Here is a 7,245-nt window from a genome sequence, read left to right on the forward strand (position 1 = left end):
TTTAGACGCTCTTTTGCGAACCAGGTAGTTTTGTCTGTTTTTTGATCAGAAGAAGGGTGGGATTGTCGTCATATTCGCGCTTTCGAGTGATCGTTCTCACAAATTCCTGTTTTTTTGCAACAGTTCAAAGAAAGTTACGCGCAGCCCATGTATGTTACGCGCTTTTAAGAAATGTGTGGTTGGCGGGTATGTACGAGTTTAATCTGGTGTTGCTGCTGCTTCAGCAGATGTGCGTGTTTCTCGTTATCGCGTGGCTAATGAGCAAGACGCGCCTGTTTATCCCGCTGATGCAGGTCACTATCCGACTGCCGCACAAACTTCTGTGCTACGTCACCTTCTCCATCTTTTGCATTATGGGCACCTACTTTGGGCTGCATATTGAAGACTCCATTGCAAACACCCGTGCCATCGGCGCGGTGATGGGCGGGCTACTTGGCGGGCCTGTTGTTGGGGGACTGGTTGGCCTGACCGGCGGTCTTCATCGCTATTCGATGGGGGGCATGACGGCACTCAGTTGCATGATTTCGACCATAGTGGAAGGCCTGCTTGGAGGGCTGGTACACAGTGTACTTACTCGACGGGGCCGTACTGATAAAGTGTTTAGTCCGCTGACGGCTGGCGCGATTACCTTTGTTGCCGAACTGGTGCAGATGCTCATCATTTTGCTGATTGCGCGTCCCTTTGAGAATGCATTGCACCTGGTCAGTAACATTGCCGCACCGATGATGGTGACCAATACCGTTGGTGCTGCGTTGTTTATGCGTATTCTGCTCGACAAACGTGCGATGTTTGAAAAATACACCTCGGCGTTTTCTGCCACTGCGCTAAAAGTTGCCGCCTCTACGGAGGGGATTCTGCGACAGGGATTTAATGAGGTTAACAGCATGAAGGTTGCTCAGGTGCTGTATGAAGAGTTGGATATCGGTGCGGTGGCGATTACTGACCGCGAGAAGTTGTTGGCCTTTACCGGTATTGGTGATGACCATCACCTGCCAGGCAAGCCCATATCCTCTTCATACACCCAACGGGCGATTGAAACCGGAGAAGTTGTGTATGCCGACGGTAACGAAGTGCCTTATCGCTGTTCACTGCATCCGCAATGCAAATTAGGGTCGACGCTGGTGATCCCGTTGCGTGGTGAAAACCAGCGGGTGATGGGGACGATTAAACTGTATGAAGCCAAAAACCGTCTCTTTAGCTCAATTAACCGCACGCTGGGGGAAGGGATCGCCCAGTTGCTTTCCGCGCAAATCCTGGCCGGCCAATATGAGCGACAAAAAGCGATGCTGACGCAGTCAGAAATCAAACTTCTGCACGCTCAAGTTAATCCCCATTTTCTGTTTAACGCGTTGAATACGATCAAAGCCGTGATCCGTCGTGACAGCGAACAGGCCAGCCAATTGGTGCAATATCTCTCGACTTTCTTTCGTAAGAATTTAAAACGCCCGTCGGAAATTGTGACGCTGGCTGATGAAATAGAACACGTAAATGCCTATCTACAAATTGAAAAGGCACGATTCCAGTCCCGCCTGCAGGTGACCTTAACGGTCCCGGAAGCGCTTGCGCATCAGCAATTGCCTGCGTTTACTCTGCAACCGATAGTCGAGAATGCGATTAAGCATGGCACTTCCCAGCTACTTGATACCGGAGAAGTCTCTATCACTGCTCGTCAGGAAGGGCAGTATCTGATGCTGGATATTGAAGATAATGCCGGGCTGTATCAGCCCACGACGGAGTCCAGTGGGCTTGGAATGAGTCTGGTGGACAAACGCCTGCGGGAACGGTTTGGCGATGATTTTGGTATCAGCGTAGCCTGTGAGCCTGACCTCTTTACCCGAATTACTTTACGACTTCCCCTGGAGGAACTGGCATGATCAAAGTGCTGATTGTCGATGATGAACCGTTAGCGCGGGAGAATCTGCGGATCCTGTTACAGGAGCAAAGCGACATCGAGATAGTCGGAGAGTGTTCGAATGCGGTAGAGGCCATTGGTGCAGTACATAAGCTGCGCCCGGATGTGCTGTTCCTCGATATTCAGATGCCGCGTATTAGCGGATTGGAAATGGTGGGTATGCTTGACCCCGAGCATCGCCCATATATCGTTTTTCTCACCGCTTTTGATGAATATGCCGTGAAAGCCTTTGAAGAGCATGCCTTTGATTATCTGCTTAAGCCGATTGAAGAAACGCGGCTGGAGAAAACGCTGATCCGTTTACGTCAGGAGCGCACGAAGCAGGATGTGTCGTTACTGCCGGAACATCAGCAGGCGCTTAAGTTCATTCCATGCAGTGGTCATAGCCGAATCTATCTGCTGCAAATGGATGATGTGGCGTTTGTCAGCAGTCGTATGAGCGGCGTTTATGTGACCAGTAGCGATGGCAAAGAAGGATTCACCGAGCTGACGCTTAGAACACTGGAGAGCCGTACTCCGCTGCTGCGCTGCCACCGACAATACCTGGTCAACATGGCCCATTTGCAGGAAATCCGTCTGGAAGATAATGGCCAGGCTGAGCTGATTTTGCGTAACGGACTGACTGTCCCGGTGAGCCGTCGTTACCTCAAAAGTCTAAAAGAGGCGATTGGCCTGTAAAACTGGTACACTGCGCGCCATTGCATCACCGACAGTTGAAGGCTCTATGCTAAGTAACGATATTCTTCGTAGCCTGCGCTACACCCTGAAAGCGAACAATAACGACATGGTGCGCATTCTTGCGCTTGCTGAGATGGAAGCCACCTCGGCAGGTTTCGACACCTGGATGACGAAAGAGGATGAAGACGGGTTTGTTCGCTGCCCGGATATCATCCTCTCCGGTTTCCTGAACGGTCTTATCTACCATCTGCGTGGAAAAGATGATTCTGCGCCGGAACTGGCGATTGAACGTCGTGTTAACAACAATACGGTGCTGAAAAAACTGCGCATCGCGTTTTCACTGAAAACCGATGATATTCTGGCCATCATGACCGAACAGAAATTTCGCGTATCAATGCCGGAAATCACCGCAATGATGCGTGCACCGGATCATAAGAACTATCGCGAATGTGGCGATCAATTCTTGCGTTATTTCTTGCGTGGTTTAACTGCGCGAGTACATAAGGCGAAGTCGTGATTTTTGCCCAGTGGCGCTGCGCTTGCAGGGGCTACGGGATTTGAAGACCGGGTTAGGCGAAGCCGCCAGCCTGAAAAAAAACAAAAAAAAGCCGGAGATTATCTCCGGCTCTATTGTTATTTCACCTGCTGACCAGGTTTAGCACCGTTATCCGGGCTTAACAGGAAGATATCTTTTCCGCCAGGGCCTGCTGCCATTACCATCCCTTCAGAGATACCGAAACGCATCTTACGCGGAGCCAGGTTCGCCACCATAATAGTCTGGCGGCCAATCAGGGCTTGCGGGTCCGGGTAGGCAGAGCGAATACCGGAGAAGACGTTACGTTTCTCACCACCGAGATCCAACGTCAGACGCAGCAGTTTGTCGGAACCTTCCACGAACTCGGCGTTTTCAATCAGCGCCACGCGCAGATCAACTTTGGCGAAATCGTCAAAGGTGATGGTGTCCTGGATAGGGTCATCCGCTAACGGGCCGGTCGCCGGAGCGGCTGCGGCTTTCACTTCTTCTTTGGACGCTTCCACCAGCGCTTCAACTTGCTTCATGTCGATACGGTTATAGAGGGCCTTAAAGGTGTTGACCTTGTGACCGAGCAGCGGTTGCTCAATGGAATCCCAGGTCAGGTCGCTGTTCAGGAATGCCTCAACACGTTCAGCAAGCGTCGGCAGTACCGGTTTCAGGTACGTCATCAGGACGCGGAACAGGTTAATACCCATGGAGCAAATTGCCTGCAGGTCGGCGTCACGGCCTTCCTGTTTAGCCACAACCCATGGTGCCTGTTCGTCAACATAGCGATTCGCTACGTCGGCCAGCGCCATAATTTCGCGGATTGCTTTACCGAATTCGCGGCTTTCCCACGCTTCGCCGATGACTGCAGCTGCGTCGGTAAAGGTTTTGTACAGTGCCGGATCGGCCAGTTCGGCGGCAAGAATGCCGTCAAAGCGTTTCGCAATAAATCCTGCGTTACGGGAAGCCAGGTTCACTACTTTGTTGACGATATCGGCGTTAACACGCTGAACAAAATCTTCCAGGTTCAGGTCGATATCATCAATGCGCGAAGAGAGTTTCGCGGTGTAGTAGTAACGCAGGCTGTCGGCATCAAAGTGTTTCAGCCAGGTGCTGGCTTTAATGAAGGTACCGCGAGACTTGGACATCTTCGCGCCGTTTACTGTGACATACCCGTGAACGAACAGGTTAGTCGGTTTGCGGAAGTTGCTGCCTTCCAGCATGGCAGGCCAGAACAGGCTGTGGAAGTAGACGATATCTTTACCGATGAAGTGATACAGCTCAGCATCGGAGTCTTTCTTCCAGTACTCATCAAAGCTGGCGGTGTCGCCACGTTTGTCACACAGGTTTTTGAACGAACCCATATAACCAATTGGCGCATCCAGCCAGACATAAAAATACTTACCCGGCGCATTCGGAATTTCAAAACCGAAGTACGGTGAATCGCGGGAAATATCCCACTGCTGCAGGCCGGATTCAAACCACTCCTGCATTTTATTCGCTACTTGTTCCTGCAACGCGCCGCTGCGCGTCCACGCCTGCAGCATTTCGCTGAACGACGGCAGATCGAAGAAGAAGTGCTCGGAGTCACGCATTACCGGTGTCGCACCGGAAACAACGGATTTCGGCTCGATAAGTTCGGTCGGGCTGTAGGTTGCGCCGCACACTTCACAGTTATCGCCGTACTGGTCCGGAGACTTACATTTCGGGCAGGTGCCTTTGACAAAACGATCCGGCAGGAACATGCCTTTTTCCGGATCGTAAAGCTGGGAGATGGTGCGGTTCTTAATAAAACCGTTCTCCTTCAGGCGCGTGTAAATCAGTTCAGACAGTTCACGGTTCTCTTCGCTGTGCGTTGAGTGATAGTTGTCATAGCTGATGTCGAAACCCGCAAAATCAGTCTGATGCTCCTGACTCATTTCACCGATCATCTGCTCTGGTGTGATCCCAAGCTGCTGTGCTTTCAGCATGATTGGCGTACCGTGTGCGTCGTCCGCGCAGATGAAGTTAACCTGGTGGCCGCGCATTCGCTGGTAACGGACCCAGACATCAGCCTGGATGTGCTCCAGCATATGGCCGAGGTGGATTGAGCCGTTGGCGTACGGCAGCGCGCACGTTACCAGAATTTTCTTCGCGACTTGAGTCATAGTGGGCAATTACTTCTTTTGTAGTGAAAAGGGCTTTGATAGTACCAAAATGGTAATTACTGCGCCAAGCGATAAGGGCATTTATCCGTAAATGAATAATTGTTGCGGTTGGAGTAAACTACCTGGTGACTATTGTACTTTCAGAACAACAAAAAGGAGTCGGGATGAACGCACAATCCCAGGCCAAATCACCAGAAACCCTGCGCGCCATGGTCGCTGGGACGCTGGCGAATTTTCAGCATTCAACCCTGAAGCATAATCTGACGACGCTGAAAGCGTTGCATCATGTCGCCTGGATGGACGACACGTTGCACGTTGAGCTGGTCATGCCATTCGTATGGCACAGCGCGTTTGAGGCATTAAAAGAGCAATGCAGTGCCGATTTACTACGTATTACCGGTGCTAAAGCCATTGACTGGAAGCTGTCGCATAACATTGCGACGCTGAAGCGTGTGAAAAACCAGCCGGGTATTAATGGTGTGAAAAACATCATTGCCGTGAGTTCCGGCAAAGGTGGTGTGGGTAAATCCTCTACTGCGGTGAACCTGGCTCTGGCGCTGGCAGCCGAAGGGGCGAAAGTAGGTATTCTGGATGCCGACATTTATGGTCCGTCCATTCCGACCATGCTCGGTGCGGAAAATCAGCGCCCAACCTCGCCAGATGGCACCCATATGGCGCCGATTATGTCTCATGGTCTGGCAACCAATTCCATTGGATATCTGGTAACCGATGACAATGCGATGGTGTGGCGTGGACCAATGGCCAGCAAGGCGTTGTTACAAATGCTGCAAGAGACCTTATGGCCGGATCTTGATTATCTGGTTCTGGATATGCCGCCGGGCACCGGTGACATTCAGCTGACGCTGGCGCAGAACATCCCGGTAACGGGTGCGGTCGTGGTCACCACGCCGCAGGACATTGCGCTTATCGATGCGAAAAAAGGCATCGTGATGTTCGAAAAAGTGGAAGTACCGGTGCTGGGTATTGTTGAAAATATGAGCATGCATATTTGCAGCAACTGCGGTCATCATGAACCGATTTTCGGCACGGGTGGCGCACAAAAGCTGGCTGAGCAATATCACACCCAACTGCTGGGGCAGATGCCGCTGCATATTTCCTTGCGTGAAGATCTCGACCGCGGTATGCCGACGGTTATCAGTCGTCCTGACAGTGAGTTTACCGCGATTTATCGCGATCTGGCCGGCCGTGTCGCCGCCCAGCTCTACTGGCAGGGAGAGGTTATTCCGGGGGAAATTGCCTTCCGCGCGGTGTAATTTTTTCTGATGCGAAAGGTGTTGTACGTATTCACCGTATTAATGATATATTGATACGGTGAATATATTGAGTGAACAAACTGCCCAATATTATTCATCATGCCACTATAATTCGTGTTCTTTTCCGAATAATTCCTCTTAATGCATCATTCAAATTGATCATACCAATCTCATCAATCTACAATTTCAATTGGTTTTAGCAGGGAAGTTATCTCATAATTCAACGGACAAGCAGCTTGCTCGCTGTTTCTGACCCCTTACAGGAATAATGAACACATGAAAATTAGTTTATTCTTGGGAATTATCACTCTGGCTTATGGAATGAGTTTGCAGGCATTTGCTTCTGATTCACTTGACGGAAAATTGACAATTGTTGCACATGTTGTCGAGCCTACATGCCGTGTAGACATGTCTGGCGAAAAACCCCGAAATGATTGTCAGGATACCGGATCGCGGGTTACGGCAGGAAGTGAAAGGCTAAACTACCTGGGGGTCAGTACCCAACGTGTTATGTTGCCGGGTGATACAAAACGACAAATCGTACTCAATACCTACGATTAACCACGACAAAATTTACTTCTTTAAACAGCAGCTTTACTCACTGTAATGCTGCTGTTTTTTTAATCTTTTTTTATTATATTTAATTTCCGTTATTTATTATTATTGTGCATTTATAAATTAGTTTTATCTAATGACATAATTAATGCCTAATGA

Annotated in this window: 6 protein-coding genes; 5 read left to right on the forward strand and 1 reads right to left on the reverse strand. The window is 50.2% G+C overall.

Annotated elements, in window-relative coordinates; genetic code table 11:
- Positions 1–188: 188 nt before the first annotated feature.
- Genes NNO08_RS09765 through NNO08_RS09775 form a run of 3 tightly spaced genes read left to right on the forward strand, consistent with a single transcriptional unit; the run spans position 189 to position 3,107 of the window.
- Complete coding sequence (locus NNO08_RS09765; RefSeq protein WP_271440050.1) at positions 189–1,874, forward strand: sensor histidine kinase; 1,686 nt, start codon at positions 189–191, stop codon at positions 1,872–1,874.
- Entirely contained in the window at positions 1,871–2,590 is a 720-nt protein-coding gene (gene btsR, locus NNO08_RS09770) for a two-component system response regulator BtsR (RefSeq protein WP_005129174.1), read from the forward strand. Before NNO08_RS09765 ends, btsR begins: the two co-directional genes overlap by 4 nt.
- A gap of 46 nt (positions 2,591–2,636) precedes the next feature.
- Positions 2,637–3,107, forward strand: a complete 471-nt coding sequence (locus tag NNO08_RS09775) for a DUF1456 family protein (protein ID WP_137382304.1) — start codon at positions 2,637–2,639, stop codon at positions 3,105–3,107.
- 116 nt (positions 3,108–3,223) lie between these two features.
- Here NNO08_RS09775 and metG read toward each other — a convergent pair whose 3' ends face one another.
- Positions 3,224–5,257 (reverse strand): methionine--tRNA ligase, encoded by a 2,034-nt coding sequence (gene metG, locus NNO08_RS09780; protein ID WP_271456635.1) that lies wholly within the window; start codon positions 5,255–5,257, stop codon positions 3,224–3,226.
- Between the two features lie 164 nt (positions 5,258–5,421).
- On the opposite strand from metG, the gene apbC reads away from it, so the two are divergent.
- The gene (gene apbC, locus NNO08_RS09785; RefSeq protein WP_040230634.1) at positions 5,422–6,531 is read left to right on the forward strand and encodes an iron-sulfur cluster carrier protein ApbC; all 1,110 of its coding nucleotides are present in this window, start codon (positions 5,422–5,424) and stop codon (positions 6,529–6,531) included.
- 276 nt (positions 6,532–6,807) lie between these two features.
- Positions 6,808–7,092 (forward strand): DUF2574 family protein, encoded by a 285-nt coding sequence (locus tag NNO08_RS09790; protein WP_271456636.1) that lies wholly within the window; start codon positions 6,808–6,810, stop codon positions 7,090–7,092.
- Positions 7,093–7,245: the final 153 nt, after the last annotated feature.

Origin of the sequence: Citrobacter sp. Igbk 17, assembly GCF_028069775.1 — a bacterium.
Classification (GTDB): domain Bacteria; phylum Pseudomonadota; class Gammaproteobacteria; order Enterobacterales; family Enterobacteriaceae; genus Citrobacter.

Bases quoted from the DNA above. Each gene is read 5' to 3' on its own strand.
- NNO08_RS09765 (WP_271440050.1), top strand. From the start codon at position 189: ATGTACGAGTTTAATCTGGTGTTGCTGCTGCTTCAGCAGATGTGCGTG.
- btsR (WP_005129174.1), top strand. From the start codon at position 1,871: ATGATCAAAGTGCTGATTGTCGATGATGAACCGTTAGCGCGGGAGAAT.
- NNO08_RS09775 (WP_137382304.1), top strand. From the start codon at position 2,637: ATGCTAAGTAACGATATTCTTCGTAGCCTGCGCTACACCCTGAAAGCG.
- metG (WP_271456635.1), bottom strand. From the start codon at position 5,257: ATGACTCAAGTCGCGAAGAAAATTCTGGTAACGTGCGCGCTGCCGTAC.
- apbC (WP_040230634.1), top strand. From the start codon at position 5,422: ATGAACGCACAATCCCAGGCCAAATCACCAGAAACCCTGCGCGCCATG.
- NNO08_RS09790 (WP_271456636.1), top strand. From the start codon at position 6,808: ATGAAAATTAGTTTATTCTTGGGAATTATCACTCTGGCTTATGGAATG.